This window comes from Paenibacillus nanchangensis (genome assembly GCF_046543445.1).
In the GTDB taxonomy this organism is placed as follows: Bacteria; Bacillota; Bacilli; order Paenibacillales; family Paenibacillaceae; genus Paenibacillus_AQ; species Paenibacillus_AQ nanchangensis.
In genome coordinates, this window is the sequence record NZ_JBHOFD010000054.1 from 1 (window position 1) to 22,453 (window position 22,453).

The 22,453-nt window shown below is 43.2% G+C and carries 19 protein-coding genes; 18 read left to right on the forward strand and 1 reads right to left on the reverse strand.

Annotated elements, in window-relative coordinates; translation table 11 throughout:
• From ACE6ED_RS27695 to ACE6ED_RS27750, 12 genes are all read left to right on the forward strand, one after another.
• A partial coding sequence (locus ACE6ED_RS27695; protein WP_410830687.1) for an EpsG family protein occupies positions 1-702 on the forward strand: 702 nt, incomplete at its 5' end.
• 33 nt (positions 703-735) lie between these two features.
• Positions 736-2,022, forward strand: a complete 1,287-nt coding sequence (locus ACE6ED_RS27700; protein ID WP_410830688.1) for a glycosyltransferase family 4 protein — start codon at positions 736-738, stop codon at positions 2,020-2,022.
• A gap of 35 nt (positions 2,023-2,057) precedes the next feature.
• The gene (locus ACE6ED_RS27705; RefSeq protein ID WP_410830689.1) at positions 2,058-3,206 is read left to right on the forward strand and encodes a glycosyltransferase; all 1,149 of its coding nucleotides are present in this window, start codon (positions 2,058-2,060) and stop codon (positions 3,204-3,206) included.
• Positions 3,203-4,561, forward strand: a complete 1,359-nt coding sequence (locus ACE6ED_RS27710) for a lipopolysaccharide biosynthesis protein (protein ID WP_410830690.1) — start codon at positions 3,203-3,205, stop codon at positions 4,559-4,561. The genes ACE6ED_RS27705 and ACE6ED_RS27710 overlap by 4 nt, the downstream gene beginning before the upstream one ends.
• A gap of 4 nt (positions 4,562-4,565) precedes the next feature.
• Positions 4,566-5,582, forward strand: a complete 1,017-nt coding sequence (locus ACE6ED_RS27715; RefSeq protein WP_410830691.1) for a polysaccharide biosynthesis protein — start codon at positions 4,566-4,568, stop codon at positions 5,580-5,582.
• 2 nt (positions 5,583-5,584) lie between these two features.
• Positions 5,585-6,703 (forward strand): polysaccharide biosynthesis C-terminal domain-containing protein, encoded by a 1,119-nt coding sequence (locus ACE6ED_RS27720; protein ID WP_410830692.1) that lies wholly within the window; start codon positions 5,585-5,587, stop codon positions 6,701-6,703.
• Positions 6,700-7,830 (forward strand): non-hydrolyzing UDP-N-acetylglucosamine 2-epimerase, encoded by a 1,131-nt coding sequence (gene wecB, locus ACE6ED_RS27725; RefSeq protein ID WP_410830693.1) that lies wholly within the window; start codon positions 6,700-6,702, stop codon positions 7,828-7,830. Before ACE6ED_RS27720 ends, wecB begins: the two co-directional genes overlap by 4 nt.
• Before the next feature lie 125 nt (positions 7,831-7,955).
• Entirely contained in the window at positions 7,956-8,603 is a 648-nt protein-coding gene (locus ACE6ED_RS27730; protein WP_410830694.1) for a YdcF family protein, read from the forward strand.
• Positions 8,604-8,999: 396 nt separating this feature from the next.
• On the forward strand, positions 9,000-11,267 hold the full coding sequence (locus ACE6ED_RS27735) for a helix-turn-helix domain-containing protein (protein WP_410830695.1): 2,268 nt from the start codon (positions 9,000-9,002) through the stop codon (positions 11,265-11,267).
• A gap of 327 nt (positions 11,268-11,594) precedes the next feature.
• Complete coding sequence (locus tag ACE6ED_RS27740) at positions 11,595-12,287, forward strand: response regulator transcription factor (protein WP_410830696.1); 693 nt, start codon at positions 11,595-11,597, stop codon at positions 12,285-12,287.
• Positions 12,280-13,389: a sensor histidine kinase gene (locus ACE6ED_RS27745; RefSeq protein WP_410830697.1), complete on the forward strand. Its 1,110-nt coding sequence runs from the start codon at positions 12,280-12,282 to the stop codon at positions 13,387-13,389. The genes ACE6ED_RS27740 and ACE6ED_RS27745 overlap by 8 nt, the downstream gene beginning before the upstream one ends.
• Positions 13,390-13,513: 124 nt before the next feature.
• Positions 13,514-14,446 carry a VanZ family protein gene (locus tag ACE6ED_RS27750; protein ID WP_410830698.1) on the forward strand — a complete coding sequence of 311 codons (933 nt, stop codon included), beginning with the start codon at positions 13,514-13,516 and terminating at the stop codon, positions 14,444-14,446.
• Positions 14,447-14,583: 137 nt separating this feature from the next.
• On the opposite strand, the gene ACE6ED_RS27755 is transcribed toward ACE6ED_RS27750, so the two are convergent.
• Positions 14,584-15,468, reverse strand: a complete 885-nt coding sequence (locus tag ACE6ED_RS27755; protein ID WP_410830699.1) for a carbohydrate ABC transporter permease — start codon at positions 15,466-15,468, stop codon at positions 14,584-14,586.
• Between the two features lie 308 nt (positions 15,469-15,776).
• On the opposite strand from ACE6ED_RS27755, the gene ACE6ED_RS27760 reads away from it, so the two are divergent.
• The 6 genes from ACE6ED_RS27760 to ACE6ED_RS27785 all read left to right on the forward strand — a co-directional run bounded on the left by ACE6ED_RS27760 (position 15,777) and on the right by ACE6ED_RS27785 (position 22,448).
• Positions 15,777-16,739: an ABC transporter permease gene (locus ACE6ED_RS27760; protein ID WP_410830700.1), complete on the forward strand. Its 963-nt coding sequence runs from the start codon at positions 15,777-15,779 to the stop codon at positions 16,737-16,739.
• A gap of 67 nt (positions 16,740-16,806) precedes the next feature.
• On the forward strand, positions 16,807-18,342 hold the full coding sequence (locus tag ACE6ED_RS27765; RefSeq protein ID WP_410830701.1) for an extracellular solute-binding protein: 1,536 nt from the start codon (positions 16,807-16,809) through the stop codon (positions 18,340-18,342).
• A 92-nt stretch (positions 18,343-18,434) separates the two neighbouring features.
• Complete coding sequence (locus ACE6ED_RS27770) at positions 18,435-18,722, forward strand: hypothetical protein (RefSeq protein ID WP_410830702.1); 288 nt, start codon at positions 18,435-18,437, stop codon at positions 18,720-18,722.
• Between the two features lie 9 nt (positions 18,723-18,731).
• The gene (locus tag ACE6ED_RS27775; protein ID WP_410830703.1) at positions 18,732-19,778 is read left to right on the forward strand and encodes a pectinesterase family protein; all 1,047 of its coding nucleotides are present in this window, start codon (positions 18,732-18,734) and stop codon (positions 19,776-19,778) included.
• Between the two features lie 41 nt (positions 19,779-19,819).
• Complete coding sequence (locus ACE6ED_RS27780) at positions 19,820-20,968, forward strand: glycoside hydrolase family 88/105 protein (protein WP_410830704.1); 1,149 nt, start codon at positions 19,820-19,822, stop codon at positions 20,966-20,968.
• 115 nt (positions 20,969-21,083) lie between these two features.
• Positions 21,084-22,448 (forward strand): glycoside hydrolase family 28 protein, encoded by a 1,365-nt coding sequence (locus ACE6ED_RS27785; RefSeq protein WP_410830708.1) that lies wholly within the window; start codon positions 21,084-21,086, stop codon positions 22,446-22,448.
• Positions 22,449-22,453 lie beyond the last annotated feature (5 nt).

Consider the following 22,453-nt stretch of genomic DNA (forward strand, 5'->3'; position numbering starts at 1 on the left):
GGCCTTCTCGGACTTTCTATGTCAGGTCTTAGACAGATACTTGCACTGTCTATTGTTTTAATGGCATTTAAGCATTTAGAAGATGGAAAAATAGTTAAGTATAGTTTGGGAGTGTTAATTGCAGGCTTCTTCCATTTTTCAGCTTTTATCATGCTACCAATGTTCTTCTTCAGAAATATAAAATTAACTTCAAGAATGCGTTTTGTGGTATTAATTGCTACTATTTTGTTGACATTTGCATTTAATAATGTATTTATTTCACTAATTCAAAAAATAAGTATAGAGCGGTATGCAGAGTATAGTTCACGAATAGGCACCTCTGGTTCTAGTATTCTGCCTATACTTGTTTCTATAGGAATTACGTTTATTTGCGCTTTTCTTTATAGAAAACCTAAAATAGAAGATAATTTAAAAAGCCGCTCCCTCGTTAACCAAAATATGTTTGATTTTTTTTATATCATGTCATGTATAAATGTTGCTATAATGATTGTTTCAATTAATAGTGATATTGTTAGCAGAATAGGATATTATTTTTTTGCATTCAATTTAGTTTTGCTACCAAATGCATTAATGACTATAAAAGATAAAAAATTAAAAATGATTTTTATAATAAGCGCACTGTCAATATCTCTTGCCCAGTTCGCTATATCAACCCCGGATAGTTATCTACAGATCGATAATTATATTTTCTTTTGGAGCTAGCCTAGATGTTATTGATTTTATTGGAGGGTATATATGAAGGTGCTTTGGATTTGCAACATTCCATTGCCGCAAATTTCTAGAAACTTAGGGATTACTGAATACAGTGTTGGTGGATGGATTTTAGGCTTTTCAAATTTCCTGAAGAATATTCCTGAGATAGAACTTCATTATTGTTTTCCGCTAACTAATATAAAAGAGGTGATAACTGGGGAATTAGATTCAATCTGTTATTACGCATATCCAGCTATTTCACGAATAAAAGGTATACCAATAATGGATGATCTCAGGATTAATGATAAGTTAGTGAGTAGTCTTTCTAATATAATAAACTCGGTAAAGCCTGATATATTACATATATTTGGGACGGAAATGCCACATGCTTATGTTGCAACAAGAGCATTTGGCAATAAAGATAAAGTAGTGGTAAATATACAAGGTTTAGTTTCCGTGATACATGAACATTTTTATGCAGACCTTCCTTGTCGGGTTAAGGTTCGATACAAGCTAGGTGACATAATAAGAGGCAACATTGTACAACAAGCTAGGAGATATTTCAAAAGAGGAATCAATGAAGTAAAAGCACTAAATAATGCAAAACATGTAATAGGAAGAACTGATTGGGATAAAGCTGCTTCCACTCAAATTAATCCTCAATTAACCTATCATTTTTGTAATGAAATTCTTAGAGAAACATTTTACAAATCACCTAAATGGGAACTTAACAAATGTAAAAGATATACTATCTTTTTTAGCCAAGCATGGCAACCCTTAAAAGGACTGCATTATTTACTGAAGGCATTGCCGACTATTCTGGAGAAATTCCCTGATACAAAGGTTTATGTAGCCGGTGCTGATGTTACAAATGGAGCAAATTTCAAAAAACGATTAAGGAAGACATCCTATGGTTATTATGTTGAGGAATTGATCCGGAAAAACAATTTGGTAGATAATGTTTTTTTTACTGGGCCTTTAACAGAAGAAGAGATGTGTACTGCTTTTTTAAATGCGCACGTATTTGTCTCGGCTTCAACCATTGAAAATGAATCTAATTCTGTAAGCGAGGCAAAATTATTAGGGGTTCCTGTTGTATCTTCATTTGTAGGTGGCGTAACTAATCGAATTGAACATGGTTCTTCTGGATTTATGTATCAACATGATGCAACTTATATGTTAGCACATTACATTTGCGAAATATTTAATAATGACCAATTGGCTTTAAAGTTTTCTGAAGAAGCTAAGAAAAATGCTGAAGTTGTACATGATATTCAAGTCAATGGAAATAGACTATTGAATATTTATAAGGAAATTCTTGAGCAGTGAACAAATATTGAAAATCCCTGTGAGGAGAGCAGTTCGTGAATAATAAAAGTATTAAATATGCTGGATTTTACGATGTATCAGCTAACAAATCTGAGAATAGGATGCATAGTGTCTCAGCCGTAAATAAAATGAATTATATTATTCACACCTTAAAAGAAATCGGTTATGTCGTTGACGTGATTTCTCCTTCCTGGACAAATAATAATAATTTCTATAAGGGTAAGTTAACCAAAGAAAGTGGTAACATGAATTTAAAATTATTTTCCACTTTACCTTGGCGAGGTAAAATATTTAAGTTACTTAGCATACTTTTTTCTTCTGTTCAATTTTTCTTCTACCTTCTTAAAAATATGAAAAAGAAAGAACAAATTGTTGTGTATCATTCTAAATGGTTGAGTATACCTATAATTTTATTGAAAACAATAAGAAATGATATTGTGTTGATTCTTGAGGTTGAAGAAATTTATGATGATATTCAACCTTCAAAATTTTGGCGCTTTATTGAATACAAAGTGTTTAATTTAGCAGATAAATTTATTTTTTCCACAGAGTTGTTAAACTCTAAACTAAACCATCGAGGTAAGGCATTTGCAGTTGCACATGGTGCTTATCTGGCTGAACCAATAAGAGAAGAAAGCTTGGAGACACAAGAGATAAAAATCGTATATGCGGGTACTTTTGACCAGAAAAAAGGAGGGGTAACGACAGCCATTTCTACTGCCCGTTATTTACCTGAGAATTATCATGTGCATATTATTGGTTTTGGAACAGAAGAAGAAGTTAAGAAGGTAGTGAAATTAGTAAACGAAATTTCTCAATTTGGTAAATCAAAAGTTTCGTATGCTGGATTACTTCAAGGAGAAGAATATATAAAGTTCTTACAAAAATGCCATATTGGTTTGAGTACTCAAACGTCGGTGGGGGAATATAACCAGACTTCTTTTCCGTCAAAAGTGCTATCATACATGTCTAATGGTCTTCGGGTAGTCTCAGTCAGAATAAAAGCTATAGAGAAGTCCGCTATTGGAGATAGCATTTATTATTACGATGAGCAAGATCCTAGTGCAGTTGCTAAGGCGATAATGTCAATTGATTTTAATGAGAATTATAATAGTAGAGAAATTATTCAAAAGTTAGATGATGACTTTAAAAATGAGCTTAATAAATTGCTGGAGCAGTTATGATGAAACTTAATAATATGTGGAACAGTGTGAAAGAAAACGAGAATAATCGAATTATTATTTATAATGTATTTGGAGCTTTTGTAGTTAAGGGTGGCTCTCTAATAATTTCTTTACTCACTCTTCCGGCCTATATAAACTATTTTAATGATCAGGTGTATTTAGGATTCTGGTTTACGATATTATCCTTTCTATCATGGTTTCTAACATTTGATTTGGGGATTGGAAATGGTTTGAGAAATCATCTTGTTCCTGCTCTAGTAGAGAAGAATAATAGAAAGAGCAATAAATATGTATCTTCTGCTTACATAATAATTGCTTCGATTGTTATTTTCTTTACAATTGTGATGTTATTTATCTTTAGTTGTTTAGATTGGAACAAAATATTAAATGTATCTTCAGCGGTTGTATCTAGAAAGATCTTAAATATTACGATTTCAATTCTTTTTCTTGGAACTATGCTTCAATTTCTACTTAATTTAATAACATCAATATTGTATGCAATGCAAAAATCAGCAATAATAAATTTGCTGGGTTTGGCTAGTAATATATTGATTCTTCTTTATGTTTCATTTGGCAGCACCTCGGATTTAAAATTCAATCTATTATCATTAGCAGTAATATATGCTGTGGCGGTAAATTTACCCTTACTTGTATGCAGTATATGTGTCTTTTCAAAGAAACATAACGTCTCATTTCCTCGGTTTAAATACTTTGATAAAATTTACGCAAAAGAAATAGTGAAATTAGGTGGTTTATTTTTTTGCGTTCAAATCATGTATATGCTGATTACGGCAACGAATGAATTTTTAATTTCATTATTAGTAGACCCTGTAAAAGTTGTTGAATATCAAGTCTATAATAGATTATTTTCTTTGATTGGTGTTATCTTTACACTGGCTATAACGCCCATATGGTCTGCAGTAACTAAAGCTTCTGCGGAGTTTAACTATGTCTGGGTGGAGAAGTTATACAAGAGATTGAGAAAGATGACTTTAATTGCAGTTATACTTCAATTTTTAGCAATACCGTTTATTCAGTTTTTCATCAATATTTGGCTTGGTGGAAACTCTATACAAGTAAATTATACTTATGCAATTATATTTGCGATATTTGGAAGTGTATTTGTTTGGAATGGTGTTAATTCCAGTATAGCTAACGGCTTCGGGCAATTAAAAGTACAGAGTATCTATTTTACAATTGGGGTAGTTGTTAAGCTACCTATTGCGTTTCTTTTGGTTAAATCTCTTGATTCATGGATTGGCGTGGTAATTGCTAACATAATAGCAATGAGTCTTTATAGCATAGCGCAACCAATTTCTTTAAATCGGTTTTTCGCAGATAAGATTAGGAGATGAGATTATGTTTAAAAATAAGACCCTTTTAATTACAGGTGGTACTGGCTCTTTTGGAAATGCTGTTATGAATCGATTTTTAGACTCAGAAATAAGTGAAATTCGCATTTTTTCTCGTGATGAAAAAAAGCAAGACGACATGCGTAAGTTGTATAAAAATGAGAAATTGAAATTTTACATTGGTGATGTCAGGGATTTGGCAAGTGTTAAAAATGCTATGCATGGAGTAGATTACATTTTTCATGCAGCAGCACTTAAACAGGTACCTTCGTGTGAGTTTTTTCCTATGGAAGCGGTGAAGACAAATATCCTTGGGACAGATAATGTGTTAACTGCAGCAATCGAATACGGCGTGAAAAAAGTTATTTGCTTATCGACAGATAAAGCCGCATATCCAATTAATGCAATGGGTATATCCAAGGCAATGATGGAAAAAGTGATAATTGCCAAATCAATGACGGTTGATCCTGAAAAAACGTTGATATGTGCGACTCGGTATGGAAATGTTATGGCTTCCAGAGGCTCAGTAATACCATTATTTGTTGAACAAATAAAAGAGCAGCAGCCATTAACCATTACTAATCCCGAAATGACACGATTTTTGATGAGCCTGCAGGATGCGGTTGAGCTGGTTGTCTTTGCATTCGCAAACGCAATGGCAGGCGATATTATGGTTCAGAAATCTCCAGCATCAACAATAGGGGATTTGGCGAGGGCCATACAAGAAGTCTTCGGGGTGGATTATTCTGTCCAGAACATTGGAACAAGGCATGGCGAAAAATTATTTGAGACTTTATTGACCAGAGAAGAACATGCAGTTGCTGAAGATTTGGGAGAATTTTATAGAGTACCTGCCGACAAGAGAGATTTAAATTATAGTAAGTATTTTAGTGAAGGCGACGAAAAGTTATCTTACTATGAAGAATACAATTCACATAATACAAGCAGACTTAATTTAGAGCAGATAAAGGATTTATTGCTAAATCTAGATTATATTCAAAATGAGCTAAAAGGCTGGGGATAATTATGAAAATATTGGTTACTGGTGCTAATGGTTTTATAGGCAAAAATTTGGTGGCGCAGTTAAACAATTTAGGTTATCGCGATGTTGTGTGCTTTACGAAAAATCATACTTTAGAAGATCTTGAGGATTTTTGTGAAAATATTGATTTTGTATTTCATTTGGCGGGAATAAACCGTCCTAAATCAGTTGATGAATTTATCGAAGGAAACTATTCATTGACAGAGTCACTTATTAGCGGGTTGCAAAAGCATAATAATAAATGCCCTATTCTAATGACATCGTCTATACAAGCGCTGCAAAATAACCCATATGGAAATAGTAAAAAAGCGGCGGAAGACGTATTACTTTCTCATAAACAAAAAACGGGTTCAAACGTCTTAATTTATAGATTACCTAATGTATTTGGGAAATGGAGTAGACCTAATTATAATAGTGTAATTGCTACATTTGCATTTAATATTAGTAGGAACCTTGAAATTAATATAAATAATCCAAATACGGAATTAGAACTAGTTTATATTGATGATGTGATTGAAGAGTTCATAAACGCGCTTAATGGAAATCATAACTCTACTAATATTTATGGTGAAATATCTAGTCTACATATTAAACGTTTAGGTCATATTGCCGAGTTGCTATATTCTTTCAAAAGCAGCAGAACTAATAAGTCTGTACCGGATCTGTCCGATCCGTTTGTGAAAAAGCTTTATAGTACATATCTTAGCTTTTTACCTCAAGATGAATTTATATATGATTTGCACATGAATATAGATGAGAGAGGATCTTTCACTGAGTTTATAAAAACAACAGACCGTGGACAGATATCAATCAATATTTCCAAACCAGGAATTGTAAAAGGGAATCACTGGCATCATACAAAAAATGAGAAGTTTTTGGTTGTTAGTGGTGAAGGAATTATAAGGTTTAGAGATTATGGTACTAAGAATATTATTGAGTACAGGGTTAGTGGAGAAAAATTGCAGGTACTTGATATACCAACAGGATATACACACAATATTGAAAATATTGGTGACCAAGATATGGTGACGGTAATGTGGGCAAATGAGGCATTTGATCCAGAGAAGCCGGATACATATTTTATGGAGGTACAGCCAAGATGACTCAATTAAAGGTTATGACAGTGGTAGGTACAAGGCCCGAGATAATTAGGTTATCAGCGGTAATTAACACACTTGAGTCCTCAGAAGCTATAGAGCACGTTTTGGTGCATACTGGGCAAAACTATGATTACGAATTAAATGAGGTATTTTTTCAAGATTTCGGGCTAAAAAAACCAGATTACTTTTTAAATGCGGCTGTAGGCACTCCTGCTGAAACAATAGGTAATATCTTTATCAAGATTGATACTGTAATTAAGGAAATTAGACCTGATGCATTCCTTGTGTTAGGAGATACGAATAGTTGCCTCAGTGCAATTGTTGCAAAAAAATATAAAATCCCGATATTCCATATGGAAGCAGGAAATAGATGTTTTGATCAACGGGTTCCTGAGGAAACTAACAGGAAGATAGTTGACCATATCGCTGATATTAATTTGACATATAGTGACATTGCAAGGGAATACCTGTTAAGAGAGGGCTTGCCGGCCGATAGAATAATAAAAACCGGGAGTCCAATGTATGAGGTTCTTGAATCCAAAAAAGATGATATAGAGAATTCTGATATCTTATCAAAGCTTGATTTACAGCAAGATAGGTATTTTTTGGTATCAGCACATCGGGAGGAGAATATTTCTTCAGAACGCAATTTTTTGAATATTGTTGAAACTCTTAACCTAATTGCTGAACAATATGAATATCCTGTCATTGTTAGTACTCATCCACGCACAAAAAAAATGATAGATTTATATAATATAAAATTTCATCCACTTGTGAAAATTCTTAAGCCCATGGGATTTGTTGATTATAATAAATTACAAACTAATGCAAAGGCAGTATTAAGTGATAGTGGAACAATTAGTGAGGAGGCTTCTATCCTAGGTTTTAAGGCGTTAAACATTAGAGAAGCACATGAGCGTCCTGAGGCTATGGAAGAAGCAGCAGTTATGATGGTTGGGTTACAATCTGAAAGAATTTTGCAAGGTTTGACTGTATTGGATTCCCAGGATAGTCACACTTTGAGGTGGGTAAGTGACTATAGAATGCATAATGTCTCGGACAAAGTGCTAAGAATTATTCTGTCTTATACTGATTATGTGAATAGGGTTGTATGGGCAAAAGACAATTGAACTGCGCGCTGTAAAGCTAAATTGTTAAGGATAGACAATAGATAAAAACTGATTCCTAACTGCAGTCCCGATAAAAGTAAAGGCAGTGCTCATGTTTCTTTGGATTGAGCGGAAGTGGTAAATTTATGAATAAAAAAACGAGAAATAAATCCGCAGAAAAATTCAGACAGAGAACATTGATAGGTTTATATATATTCGTTAGTATAACAATCGCCTTACTTACTGCAGGTCGCTTCCTCACGATAACTGAAACTCCCATGAAAGTAGACACTATAATTGTACTAAGCGGAGGGACGGGCAGGGTGGAAAAAGCGGCAGAGTTGTACAAGACAAGATATGAGTCGGCTATGATTTTGTCCAATGTGGAGGAAGTGGCGAGTAAGGCGGGAGATATGTTGCAAACCGCACTGGCGTCCGGCATTCCGCAAGATGCCATTTTGACAGAAAATGCTGCCCAAAGTACCTATCAAAACGCGTTATACACTCTACCAATCATGAAGGAGCATGGTTTTAAATCCGCTATCGTCGTATCTTCTGATTTTCATATGCGCAGGGTCAAATACAATTTTGAGAAGGTATACAAGGGTTCCGGTATTAAGTTGACTTATATTGGCGCTGACTCTGGCTACAATGCAAAACGTTGGTGGTCAGAGTCATACAGTAGGGAGATTACTTTTAATGAGTACGTCAAGTTGATTGGTAATGCTTTAGGGTACAACGGGCCGGAGGCTAAAGTCACTTTAAGCCGGATAAAAAAGTGGTTTCTATGGTGAAGTCTAAGATCCCTAGAGTTTTATCTTTAACTTAAAGGACCAGGGAAATACCTGGTCTTTTTTCTTCAAATAAACGTTATTATCACTAAATGAACACGTGAACACAACTAGTTACCCGAAGTGCGATTACCCCACTTTATCTAGCTTCGTCTAACTTAATGACACCTCTACTACTCCCCTGATGATCCCCCATCCTGATTATCAAATCCTTGCTAGTATTGTCGAATCCAGACATTCATCATAAATACTAAAAAATTTAAGTAGAATGTGACAGTTTTCACTTCGTTATGTTCGATAAAAAGTTAAAATTTTTCATGCTTGCACACGTTAAAAATGTTTGGCAGAATTGCCATGTAAGCGCTATAATTGGGATAACCTCTGTTTAAGGAGCCTGTCATGAGAAAAGGTAAAATGTTTTATAAGGTGTTTCTTCCCATTCTCGTGTTGGGGATCGGATTGGTCGTCAGCTTTGTCAGCTACATTTATTTTAACACAGCTCAATCCGTCAACGAGAGAGTAACGGACAGCAAACGGAGTCAGATTACCCAGGTTAAGAATATGCTTGAACACAAAATTCAAACTATTGAATACACGTTTAATGCATACAGCACCACGCCTTCTTTTAGCCAGACGGTGAAGAATCAGATCACGGTTAAGGAGTTCCAGGCCTACCGGGAAGTCAACTCCCAGCTGAACTACTTGGCATCCATGGGGATTGAAGGCGTGGAGTATACGCTGATGAGTCTGGTCAAGGATTGGCAGATCAACTCTAATGGGAAGTTAACCTATATCACCCTGGATGAGAAGAAAGAGCTGTACGAGAACTACATCAATCATCAGAGCCGGGGATTGTTTTGGGTCAAGACGGAGAAGGGGATTCGCTTTGTAAATACGCTGCCTGTGTTCTCAACGGATAAGCAGGCTATAGCGTTAGCGGACATTCCTGAGACTTCACTGGACCGGCTGCTGGCGACGGAATCGAATTCTCCCCTGTTTATTACGAACCGGAAGGGGGAGCTGCTGTTTGCAAATGCTTTGGGGGATGAAGCGCTGAAAGAAGACGGTCGAATGCTGCACGCAGTTGCGAGCACGGCCGAGAACGATGGGGGGAATACTGGCGAAGATACGTTGTCGTTCAGCCATCCCGAATCCTATAAGGCGATTTATTCCCGTTCTTCCTATAACAATTGGGTGTATGTTACCCTGCTGGACCCTAATGAAATTGCTGAAGCGCTGCAGGCGACCCGGTTTGGTCTCATCATGATGGGGGTTGTGATCTCCTTGTTCGTAGCTATTGCGGCTTATATGATTGCGCTGCGTTACAACAAGCCGATCCAGCAGATTCAGCGCAGTTTGAGCCAGGATACGGCGGCTCCGGCACCGAAGAAGGGGAACAATGAGATTGACTGGATCATCAGCTCCATCGACACGATGAAGACGGAAAAAGCCAACTTGGAATCCTTAATCGCTTCGGAACTGCCGCAGCTGGAGACGCAGTTTATTTTGAATCTGTTCCGGGGGCGGATTACGGAAGAAGAGCTGTCTCAGAACATGGAGCGGTTTGGCTATACGCTGTCTGAGGATAATCATTACATGGTCATGCTGATTCAGCTGGATAATTACGGCGGCCATGGGGTGACCGATAAAGATCTGCTGCTGCTCGCCGTAAACAAGCTGGTGGAGGAGATCGTTCCGGAGGAGCAGCGGATGCTGCCGATTATTTTGAATGACCGGACCCAGGCCACGATTCTGATGTTCCGGGATATGGACGAGCAGGAGATTCGCAAAGCCGTTCTGCAGTATGCGAAGGCGATCATCAAACGTTCCCGCGATTATCTGCATGTGTCGGTCAGCGTCGGCGTCAGCAACACGCAGGAAACGCTCCTGAACAGCAAGGAAGCGTGTGAGATGGGGAAGCAGGCACTTCATCAGCGGCTGAATTTGGGAAAAGAATCGATTATTTTTTATGATGACATTGCTACGGTTGTCTCCGGCCCGGTGCTGCTCAAATATCCGACGGAGCTGGAATCCCAATTGTTTGACGCGATCCGGTTGGGAGATGAGGAACGGGTCTCGAAGACGCTGTACCGCCTGCTGGCTGAAATGATGAAAAATAGCACCAACTCCATGAACTTTGAGGTTACGCTGATCCGGTTCGTCAATAATTTGATTCAGCTGGAGCAGCTGATTGGAGTGGAGGTCCTGCTGACCCAGGACAACTATGCTTTGTACCACCGTCTGCTCGATATGCGCAATCCCGAGGAAATCGAACGCATGCTGGTAGAGGAAGTCATTCAGCCGATGGTCCGCAGCATGAAGGAGAAGACGAATCAGCAGTTCCGCTGCATCTCCGACAAGATTGCCGCCATCATCCGGGCGGAGTACGACCAGGATCTGTCGCTGGAGATGATTGGGGAACGGCTGCATTATAACCCGAACTATTTAAGCAGTATTTTTAAGAAAGAGTTTGGAACAACGTTTAGCGAATACCTGATGAGCTACCGGCTGGATATCGCCAAGAAGTGGCTTGTCGAAACCGATATGACGATTAAGGATATTGCAGAACGGCTGCAGTACCATAATCCGCAGAACTTTATCCGTTCCTTCCGCAAAAAAGAAGATATCACCCCAGGCTCTTACCGTAAGTTGAAGCAGCAATATTAGCCCAGTGTGCGGGGCGGGGGCGCCATGCTTCGGGCTGCGGTGGTTGGAGTGGCTGGACAGTCAGAGTGACTATGGTGGTCCGAGCGGCCGTGGTAGTCAAGGTAGCTGCGATGGTCAGGAAGGTGAAGAGGTTCGCGATAGCAGGAAGATAGACGGCCCGATGCTCCGGCATTGGGCCGTTGTTTTTTAGAGGTCCCTGCCACGCCTGAATAGATGCTGGAGCAAACAGGAGAACCAGGGCGAAATGTCGAAGTGTCCTTTTGACATCTAAAAAAAGGAAGTAAAGAGAATAACCTGCACACCAAGAGAAAATCAAGGAGTAATAGGATGAATGGAAAAATACTGATTATCGATGATGAAACGGAAATCACGGATTTGATTGAGGTATTTCTGCAGAACGAGAAGTTTCAAGTATACAAGTGTTATTCTTCAAGAGAGGCATTAGTGCTGATTAATAATGAGAAAATTGACTTGGCCATCATTGATATAATGCTGCCGGATGGAAACGGGTTTGAATTGTGCCAATTCATTCGGGAAAAGTTCACTTTTCCAATCATTATGCTGACTTCCAAAACAGACGGCATAGACCGTGTCACTGGACTGTCCTTGGGGGCGGATGATTATGTTACCAAACCCTTTTTGCCGGTTGAATTAGTAGCGCGTGTTAAGGCCCAATTAAGGCGAGTACAGTATTATGACGGACAAGACAGCAGTACATCGGAAACGGTCACAGTCACGGGTCTTTTTCTCAATAAAACCTCCCACCAGTGTAAATTAAATGGCGAAGCCATTAAGCTGACTCCCACAGAGTTCTCTATATTGTGGCTCTTGTGCAAAAACAGAGGGACCGTGTTTAGTGCAGACGAGCTTTTTCAGCAGGTATGGGGAGAAAAATACTTCAAAAACAGCAGAAACACAGTAATGGTTCAAATCCGGCATATACGGGAGAAGCTGCAGGATACCGGGGACAAGCACAAATTTATAAAAACCGTATGGGGGGTGGGGTATATCGTTGAATAATAAATTTTCACAAAAATACAAACAAGCCTTACTGCTGCGCCATTTGATTTGGGCCATTGCAGCATTTGTTGGATTCGCAACCGGCTATCTCGTGATCAAGGTCGTTTGGGCAGATCAGTTCTATATTATGCTTAAGGGCATGATTGGCTACAATTTAGCTTATGTAATACATAACTATGAACCCGCAGTTATCTTATTGATCTTCGTAACTACACAGCTGCTGATATGGATAGGAATTGAATGGAATGCCTCACGAAAAGTCATGAAGATCATGGACCGGCTCGATTATTTTTTGGACAACTCGAATAACGAGATTACATTACCCGCAGAATTTTCGGAATTGCAAAACTGGCTTAATCTTGTAAAAGCCCAAAATAGAGAGCGGCAGCACTTCATGGAACTAGAAATTCAAAAAAAGTCCGACAGCCTTGCTTATCTCGCCCATGATATAAGAACCCCGCTTGCTTCTGTTGTCGGTTATTTAAGCCTTTTATGCGAAGCGCCGGACATGCAGCCAGAACAACAAAAAAAGTTCATAAAAACCGCATTTGAAAAAGCACTGAAATTTGAAAACCTGATCGACGAATTTTTTGATATCACACGTTACAGCCTATCTGGCAAGGCAATCGTAAAAAAGGAAGTTGATTTATGTTTTTTGATCGAACAAACCGCTGATGAGTTTTACCCGTTATTGCAGCAAAAGGAGCTTCATCTAAGTCTGGATCTTCCAGACCTCTTATTTGTGTTGGCTGAGGCTGAAAAAATCGCCAGGGTGTTTAACAATGTCATAAAAAACGCAATCACTTATAGTTATCCTCAAAGTACAATTGATATTGCTGTACAAAATGCAAATGAACAAGCAGTGGTCTGCATTAAAAACCGTGGAGAAACTATACCTGCCGACAAGTTAGAGCGCATATTTGATAAATTTTATCGTACAGAGGAAGCCGGGATCTCAGGTAACAGCGGCGCAGGCCTTGGTTTAGCAATCGCAAAGGAAATTATGAGAATGCACGATGGGACGATTACCGCAGAAAGCTGCGATGAAACCACCGTTTTTACGGTGACCTTGCCTATCCTTAGTAAGGGATCAGAAGCATAAGAAAAAAATAAGATTCTCAAAAGGAATAAAAAATAGACGGCCTGCTTTTATTTAGTACACTTTCACTAGATAAAGCAAGCCGTTTTTATGTTTCATCCCATATCTATCAGGAGGCAAGAGGAGCATGAAAAATAAAACTCGCACCAAAGAAAAAAGTTTACGCTGGTTTATATACGGACTGTTCATCTTGTACATCATCCTTTTATTACGTGTAACGCTTTTCAAACAAGCCAGCTTGTATCACTTGTTTGCTGCCGTAGGTGCAAGTGAACGCACAATAAGTATAATTCCTTTTCAGTCTATTCTTGAAATGGTGAGTCATAATATTTCATTAAGCCGAATCCTGGAAAACGTGTGTGGCAATGTGATTGCGTTTATTCCTTGGGGATTACTAACGCCTATTATTTTGAAAAGAGAACGCAGAAGTGTGCTTGCAGGCGGTATTACAGTTAGCGCGTCCATTGAACTCCTGCAGCTTGTTTTTGGATTGGGCAGCACGGATATTGATGATCTCATTTTTAATACACTAGGAGTTGTCATCGGTTATCTGCTATTTAGGGCCATACAGAAACGTTCCAAATCAATTATTTTCCTGTTTACCTCAATAATAACCATGGTTTTGGTCTCGGGAGGCATTGCTGTTGGTATTCTGCTTGTTCACCATACGGAATTGTTTATTATAACTCCGAAGGAAATGACAATCGCAAACGGGGATCTTGTTCAATCTTTTATTGAAACACCCGCTTATCTTAACGGAAAGTACATTAAATTAAAGGACTCCAGGCTGACAGTGGAAAAAAGTATCCAAACGGCTTCGGAGCAAAGAAAACTTATGGATTTTAAAGTCACATCCGACAGCCGCATTTATATACGTTACGAAAAAATTGATTACTTTTTTAGTACAATCGTAGGTGAACATTATCGTTATGAACGCATAACCTATTCCGATTTTGTATCGCAAAGAAGTGAAGCATTCAGCCCAGGAGCCAATGTTATCATTTGGAGTTCAGATGGCCAAACAGTCGACTACTTGGTTGTAGTGAAATGGGCGGAATAACACCTCAATGCACTACAATCTCCATATGCCTAACAAAAAGCCAGTCTGCCACATCTTACGTGGCAGGCTGGCTTGTCTATCTGCTTTTTGCGTACATAGGGTACAGAGGCTCCGGAAGCAATCTGATCCGGATCCGATCAGCCCTTTACCGCGCCCAACATAGCGCCTTTGGTGAAGTGCTTCTGCACGAACGGATAAGCGACCAGCATCGGCACTGTGGCTACAACGATAACGGCCATCTTGATCGTCTGTGCCGGCGGCACGATGTCGACGGAGGCGCTGTCCGCATTGATACCGCTGGAGACGATAACGATCTGGCGGAGCAGGACCTGTATCGGCCACAAGACGGAATCATTAATGTAGAGAATCGCAGTCATGTACGTGTTCCAGTACGTTACAGCATAGAACAGGGAGATTGTGGCGATCGACGGCAGGGCCAGCGGCAGCATGATTTTAAGGAAGATTCCGAAATCGTTGCTTCCATCGATCTTGGCGGATTCCTCAAGGCTCTCCGGAATCGCTTGGAAGAAGTTACGCATGATGATCATGTTGAACGCGTTGATGGCGACCGGAACAATCATTGACCAGATGGAATCGATCAGGCCGGTAGCTTTTACGACCAGGAACGTAGGGATCATGCCGCCGCTGAACAGCATGGAGAAGACGACGATGAAGTTGATGCTGTTTCGGCCCGGCAGATATTTGCGGGACAGGCCGTAGGCCATCATGGCGGTCAGCACCATACTGACTACGGTGCCGGCGATCGTAACAAAAATCGATACCCCAAGGCCTTTAAAGATGGTAGGCGTGGACAGGATGTAGCGGTAAGCGTCAAGCGTAAAGGTGGTCGGGAACAGCATAAACGGCTTGGAAACAACCTCCTTCGTGGTCGCAAACGAGCTTGCGATAATATTAACGAAGGGCAGGAGACAAATCAGGGCGATCAATAGCAGCAGCCCGTTGTTCACCCAGTTAAAGGCTCTGCTGCCTAATGACTCTTTTCTTCTTGCTGTAGTGTTCATGGGTTATCCTCCTCGTAATCGGTTACATAACCACAATAACAAGGGCTTGATATTACGTATATAATCAGATGATGAGGTCCTCTTTAATGGAAGATTGGACGAGGTTTCGGCCGGATTCCACCGGATAATCATTAGCTCGGATCGTAATCACGAGCTGAGTTCAACAGGCTGTCACGAACGGGCAAAGCCGCGCGGGGCAAGGGATTACAGTAAACCTGAAACCGCTATCAGCCAATGATTATATACGTAATGCCGGTTATCCCGTAATCTGAGAGTGCAAGAAGGATTGCTCAGAAGGAGGCCGAAAAGTGAAAGCTTCAAGTGTTGCTGCACCGCAACTAAATCTGAAGAAAGAAAGAAAAAAGACGTTATCCGTCCTGGCAAGCTTAAAAAAATATAAGCTGCTGTATCTGATGATTTTGCCCGGCGTGCTGTACTTCATTGTTTATAAGTACTTACCGATGGGCGGATTGATCATCGCCTTCCAGGATTATCAGCCGTATTTGGGCATCACAGGCAGTGAGTGGGTAGGATTCAAACATTTCCACCGGTTATTTACGGAACCTACATTCTTTATGCTGCTGAAAAATACGCTGATCCTGTTCGGAATGAACATCCTGTTCTTTTTCCCGCTTCCCATTATATTGGCGCTCATGCTAAATGAGGTCCGGGTCAAGTGGTTCAAGAACGCGGTTCAAACCGTTATGTACATCCCGCACTTCATGTCCTGGGTTATCATCGTTTCGATTACTTATGTATTTGCGACGGTGGACGGCGGTCTGATCAACGAAGCGCTGGCCGCGATGGGATTTGAAAAAATCAGCTTCCTGACTTCGCCGGAATGGCTGCGTACGGTATACATTCTGCAGGTCATCTGGAAGGAACTCGGATGGTCCACCATCATTTATCTGGCAGCGGTTACAACCGTTGACCCGCAGCTGTATGAAGCTGCCGAGATGGACGGCGCAGGACGCCTGAAGAAGACTTGGCACGTTACGCTGCCGGCAATCCGGCCGGTTATCATTACTCTTCTGATCCTGAAGATCGGACATACCCTGGACCTTGGCTTCGAGCACATGTACCTGCTGCTTAACTCGCTGAACCGCGAGGTTGCTGAAATCTTCGATACCTACATTTATACCGCGGGTCTGAAGAACGGTCAGCTGAGCTTCAGTACTACAGTAGGCATGTTCAAAGGAGTGGTTGGCCTGATTCTGGTCATGCTCTCCAACAAGCTGGCAAAAAAAATGGGAGAAGACGGCGTTTACTAAACGCCGCTCTCCCGGTCCCTTACGGTTTCACTTTCAATATAAATATATAGTAAAGAGGAGCAGAACAATGAAAAAAAGATTAGTTACCATGAGTCTGACAGTCGCTTTGATGGGGTCATTGATGTCGGCATGCGGTGGCGGAAACAACGAAGCTGCAACAAATGCAGCCGGAACAAACGGTGGGGCAAATGCGGAAAAGCCGCTTGAAATCACCTGGCTGAACGTATTGCATACGCCATCTCCTCCAACCGAAGTGGTAAAAAGCAAACTTGAAGAATACACCAAAACCAAAATTTCGTTTAACTGGGTACCCGACGCTTCCAAAGAAGAACGGATTACAACATCGCTGGCTTCCGGTGAACTCGCAGATATTGTAACACTGACCATGATGGACAACTCGTCCGTAAGAAACTCGCTGAAATCCGGCCTGTTCTGGGATGTAAGCCCTTTCCTTGATGAGTTTGAGAACCTGAAAAAGATTCCGGCGGAAGTACGCGAAGCCGCATCAATCGAAGGCAAGCTGTATGGTGTACCGTTCCAAAAGAACCTGGCGCGCCCAGGCTTGGTCATCCGTAAAGACTGGCTCGACAAGCTTGGCATGGAAGTGCCGAAAACGCTGGATGAGCTGTATGAAGTAGCGAAAGCATTCACGGAAAAAGACCCGGACGGCAACGGCAAAAAAGACACCACCGGTTTTGGCGACCGCTCCGATCTGAAGTACAGCAGCTTCAAAATGATCGCCACCTACTTCGGAGCGCCTAACGGCTGGATGGTTGACGACAGCGGCAAGTTTATTCCTGAATTTGAAACACCGGAATACGTGGAAGCTATGAAGTATTCCAGAGACCTTTACCAGAACGGCTACCTGGCCAAAGACTTTGCCGTAACGGCGAAAAAAGACCAGCAGGACCAGTTCGCGCAGGGTAAAACCGGGATCTACACCGGCATGATCGATATTAAAAACCTGAAAGACAAAGCCAAAGGCATCCAGGACAACATGGTGCTGGTGCCAGTGAACAAAATCTCTAAAGAACCTGGCGATACCAACTATCGTGTATGGTCCGAAGGCAACGGTGTAGGCGGCCTGATGGCATTCCCCAAATCCGAAGTCAAAGACGAAAAGGAACTGAAACGCCTGCTGCAATTTGTTGACGACCTGCTTGATAAAGAAGCTTACATGCTGATGACCGGCGGTATTGAAGGTACCCACTATGAGATCGACGCAGACGGTGCGTTCAAAATCCTGGATCTTGAAAAATGGCAGGCAGACGTTCAGCCTTTCTCCAGCTCCAGACCAAGCGAAGTAACGTATGACCTGAAAGACGCTGATCCGGACAAACAAAAAGCCAATGAGCTGGTCCGCGAAAACGATAAATACGCCGTACTTGACCCGACTGTTCCGCTGGATTCCGCAACAGCCAACGAACAGGGCACCGAGCTGGATAAAATCATCACGGACGCTACGTTCAAATTCATCATGGGTGAGCTGGACGAAGCGGGCTTCCAAAAAGCCGTTGAAAGCTGGAAAAAATCCGGCGGCGACAAAATCGCCGAAGAGTATGCCGCAGCCTACAAAATCGCTCAAGAGAATAAAGCGAAGTAATCCAAGGAAAAGTGTTCCTTCCGGGTACCAGCTGTCACAAGGTCCCACCCCGCAAAGGGTGGGACCGCTGTGCAGTGGAACGGTGCCTTGCAGTGGCACGGACGCAGTGCAACGGAACGAGCGCTGTGCAGTGGAACGGTGCCTTGCAGTGGCACGGACGCAGTGCAACGGAACGAGCGCTGTGCAGCGGAACGGTGTTGGTGCAGTGGAACGACGCCGTGCAGTGGAACGGTGCCTTGCAGTGGCACGGAAGCAGTGCAGTGGAACGGGCGCTGTGTAGTGGGAACGACGCTGGTGCAGTTGAACGGGCGCACAGCAGCGGAACGGCGCCTGCTTTGCGGCACTTTAGCGGGGCGCCTGAATTTGAACCGGAAATGTAAGGTGAGCAGATGGAACGTAAATTGGCAGAATGTGAGCATATGGACAGCACACTGAGTGAGAGTGCACATAAGAACAGGACACAGACGGACAGCATACAGCCGGACGGCACACAGACGAACAGCACACAGCCGGAACACGAACTTGTGGTAAGTCGCGCTGGCGGGAATTTTGACTCGGTGCAGGCCGCGGTGGACAGCATTCCGGAGCATGCGCCGTACCGGACGGTGATTACGGTCCGGCAGGGAACCTATACGGAGAAGCTGCGAATCAACAAACCCAATCTTCATCTCCGCGGAGAAGGAGAAGTGGTGTTCAGGTACGATGATTATGCCGCCAAGCCTGGGGAGGACGGGAACCCGGTCGGGACCTACGGCTCGGCCAGCACTTATATTACCGGCGACAACGTTAAGGTGGAGAATATCACCTTTGTCAATTCAGCCGGTCCAAGCGAACGAGTGGCCCAAGCGGTGGCGCTGTATGTGGATGCGGACCGGGTCGCTTTTTACGGCTGCACGTTTATCGGGGAGCAGGATACGCTTTATCTCGGCAGACCTAAAGAGCAGGAGAACAACCGCACCGCACGCAACTATTTTGCCGGCTGCACTATTATTGGGGATATTGATTTTATTTTTGGCTCGGCCACAGCCTGGTTTGAGGATTGTACGATCATCAGCCTCGACAAGGGCAAGGAAATCAACGGATACATTACAGCCGCAGCAACGCCTGTGGATAAGCGGACCGGGTTTGTGTTCCGCAACTGCCTGCTGACCGGGGAGGCCGGACCGGATTCCGTATATTTGGGAAGACCGTGGCGCGACTATGCAAAAACGGTGTTTATCGATTGTGAAATGGGCGGCCATATCCGCCGGGAGGGCTGGCACGACTGGGACAAAGCCAGCGCCTGGACGACCGTCCGCTATGGAGAAGCGGGATCGCATGGTCCCGGAGCAAATGATGCCGGACGTACCGCCTGGTCCAGACGGATGAGTGAAAAAGAGCTGGAGGCGTACACGCTGGAAGCGTGTTTTGACGGCGATACATCCTGGATTTTTTGATAGAGGGTAATCAACTATTGCGTTTTGGGAGGGCAACAATTGTGACAACTACAAAATGGGCGATCCGCACTGCGGATTCAATTATGACACGTCTGCCGCATTTGTATGAGGATAAAGGGTATAACCAGAAATGGTCGTATGACTACGGCGTGGTGCTGAAAGGCTTTGAACTGCTGTGGAAACGTACGGGAGACGCTAAATACCTGGAGTATATCAAGGACACGATGGATCATTTTGTGCAGGAGGATGGCACGGTCCAGAAATATCGCAAAGATGAATATAACATTGACCATATCAACAACGGCAAGCTGCTGTTCCTGCTGTACAAGGAGACAGGCGACGAACGTTACCGCAAAGCTGCGGATGAACTCCGGGACCAGCTGAGAACCCATCCCCGCACTTCCGAAGGCGCCTTCTGGCACAAAAACATTTACCCGTATCAAATCTGGCTCGACGGCCTGTATATGGGCTCACCGTTTTATCTGGAATATCTGCTTACCTTCGAGAATGGCGAAGGGCTGGAGGATGTGACCAAGCAGTTTATTTTGTGCGAAAAGCATACGAAGGATGAGAAAACCGGCCTGCTGTTCCATGCCTGGGACGAGAAACGGGAGCAGCCGTGGTGCGATCCCGAAACGGGTCTGTCTCCAAACTTCTGGGGACGTTCGCTTGGCTGGTTTGTGATGGCGCTGGCTGATGTGCTGGAGCTGCTGCCCAAAGAGCACAAGGACTACGGTACGCTGGTGCGGATTTTGAACGATACGCTGTCTGCGGTCCGCAAATACCAGGATGCCGGAACCGGCGTCTGGTACCAGGTTGTTGATCAAGGAGGCCGCAAAGGCAATTACCTGGAAGCTTCCTGCTCCAGTATGTTCACGTATGCAATGGCAAAAGGCATCCGGTTGGGTGTGCTTGAGGAAAACGAATGGAAGCAGACGCTGGAACGCGCCTACAACGGAATTATTACGGAATTCGTTACCGTAACAAAAGAAGGCCTGGTTAACCTGAACAAAAACTGCCAGGTTGCCGGACTGGGCGGCGCAGACCGTCGGGACGGAACGTACGAGTATTACATCAGTGAACCGATTATCACCAATGACCAAAAAGGCGTCGGCGCTTTCCTCCAGGCTTGCGGAGAAGTGGAGTTGACCCCGGAGGCCGCTGCTGCGGGCCAATCGTCGAAGGCTTAAGCGAGAGCAGTTAATAGAAGACTGGTATATAGAAGGCTGTTAATAGAAAGCAGTTAATAGAGGCAGCGATTAATAGAGAATATCCCTTGGAAGGAGCGAATCAGAGAACGTGAGTATGTTTAATATCGAAGATTACGGCGCGCAAAAAAACAGCGGCAGCCTGTCGACCGAAGCGATCCATGCCGCCATTGAGGCGGCGAGCCAGGCTGGAGGGGGAACCGTCTACATCCCGTCCGGCACCTACCGGACCGGAGCGGTTTTTATGAAAAGCAACATTGAACTGCATTTGAGCCCGGGAGCAGTGCTGCGCTTCAGCACCAATCCGGCGGATTACCCGGTCGTCACCTCCCGCTGGGAAGGCGTGAAGCGTGAGGTGTATGCTTCCTGTATTTTTGGCATGGACTTGGAAAACATCGCGATTACGGGCAGCGGTACGCTGGACGGCGACGGGGCGGCCTGGTGGGATTTGTTCCGCAACCGCCGGGAGCAGCTGCAGTATCCCCGGCCGAAGCTGATCAGCTTCGACAGCTGCCGCCGCGTAACAATTAAAGATGTGAAGCTGACCAACTCGCCAAGCTGGACGGTCAATCCGATTTTGTGCGACAACGTTACGGTGGACAATGTCTCCATCTACAACCCGGCCGATTCGCCGAACACCGACGGCATTGATCCCGAGTCCTGCGTCAACGTGCGGATCAGCAACTGCCACATCGATGTGGGTGATGACTGTATCGCAATTAAAGCGGGCACCGAGGATACGGCGGAACGTGTACCGTGCGAGAACATCACCATCACCAACTGTACGATGATTCACGGCCATGGCGCCGTTGTGCTCGGCAGCGAAATGAGCGGGGACATCCGTAATGTGACGATCAGCAACTGTATTTTTAAACAAACCGACCGGGGCATCCGCCTGAAATCAAGACGCGGGCGCGGCGGCACCGTGGAAGATATCCGGGTCAGCAACATCGTGATGGAAGACGTGATCTGCCCGTTCATCATGAACCTGTATTATTTCTGCGGCCCAAAAGGCAAAGACAAATACGTATGGGACAAAAATCCGTATCCGGTCACTGAAGAAACGCCGTGCTTCCGGCGCATTCATTTTGCCGATATTACCGCCCGCAATGTGCATGCGGCTGCCGGCTTCCTGTACGGTCTGGCGGAGCAGTATGTCTCGGAAATCACCTTCGCCAATATCGATATTTCGATGGCGGAGAATGCTATCCCCGGCAAACCCGCTATGATGTCGGGAATCGAAGATATGAACAACAGAGGGTTTTATCTCGGCAATGTGCGGAACATCCGTTTCCGAGAGGTGACCATCGAGAACCACGAAGGCCCCGCCTTTTACATTGAGAACGGCGAAGCCGTCACTTTCGAAAGCTGTGAGTCGAGAAATACACGCAAGCCGGAAGAACTCGTGCAGCAGGTGACGATTGAGCCGTCTAACGAGGATCTCAGCGAGCAGCACGTCTAAACACC